1 pseudogene is annotated in these 1,160 nt (G+C 69.9%); it reads right to left on the minus strand.

What is annotated here, in order from left to right:
• Positions 1–91: 91 nt before the first annotated feature.
• Positions 92–1,060, minus strand: a pseudogene (locus ACWF7A_RS44015) (IS481 family transposase).
• Positions 1,061–1,160: the final 100 nt, after the last annotated feature.

The following is a 1,160-nucleotide window of genomic DNA, read 5'->3' on the forward strand; positions in this document are numbered from 1 at the left end:
CCCGAATACGCCCGGTATGAGGGCGTGGCGGCGGCACCGCCTCCGGGTCTCTCGCCCGCGCCTGTCACCGAACGAACTTGCAGGACAGCGCCTAGGTGTAGTGCCCTGAGACGTTGTCGACGCGGCTGATGGGTGGTTGTCCGCCGAGCGCGGTGTGGGCTCGGTGGTGGTTGTAGTGGTGCAGGAACTTTGGCAGGGCGTCGGCGCGTTGCTGGCCGCTGGTGAATACCTGGGCGTAGGCCCATTCCTCGGCGAGGGTGCGGTTGAAGCGTTCGGCTTTGCCGTTGGTCTGGGGCCGGTAGGAGCGGGTGAGGCGGTGGCTGGCGCCGATGTCGGCCATCGCATCGCGGAAGGCGTGTGAGCGGCGGTAGGCCATTGCGTTGTCGGTCATGACCCGCTCGATGGCCGGGATGCCCTGTATGGCGAGGGCTCAGGCTGCTCTGCGCAGGAAGGCTGCGCAGGTGGTGGCGGTCTCGTCGGGGTGGATCTCGGCGTAGGCCAGGCGGGTGTGGTCGTCGATGGCGCAGTGGACGTACTCGTAGCCGACGCGGGGTGCGGTGCGGGCGGCGTTGCGCTGGGCGCTGTCGCGTCCGTGGGCCCGCCAGCCGCCGCCGTCACGTAGCCGGCCGAGCTTCTTGACGTCGACGTGGACCAGTTCACCGGGGCGGGCTCGTTCGTAGCGGCGGATCGGTTGCCCGGTCGGGCGATCGAGCCAGGCGAGCCTGGGTTCGTGATGCCGGGTCAGGACGCGATGGGCGGTGGAGGCGTGCAGTCCGAGGATTCCGGCGATGCGAGCGGGTCCGAGCCGCCGGGTCCGGCGCAGCTGGAGGATCTGGGACTCGACTTCGGGCGTGGTGCGGCGGGGTGAGTGGTGCGGGCGGCTGGACCGATCGGCCAGGCCGGCGTCGCCTTCCAGCCTGTGGCGGCGGACCCATTTGTGGCCGGTGGCGCGGGAGATGCCCATCTCCGCGGCGACGTGGGCGACCGGGCGCCCGGCGGCGACACGCTCGACGAGCAGCCGCCGTCCGTGCACGGTCAGACGGGCGTTACGGTGGTACACGAAGACCTCCGTGTGCGGTGAAGACCTAGACACCTCCACCACACACGGAGGTCTTCCTCATGATCAAGGCGACATGCCGGACACACCGTCAACAACGTCC

This window comes from Lentzea sp. NPDC055074, from assembly GCF_053608005.1.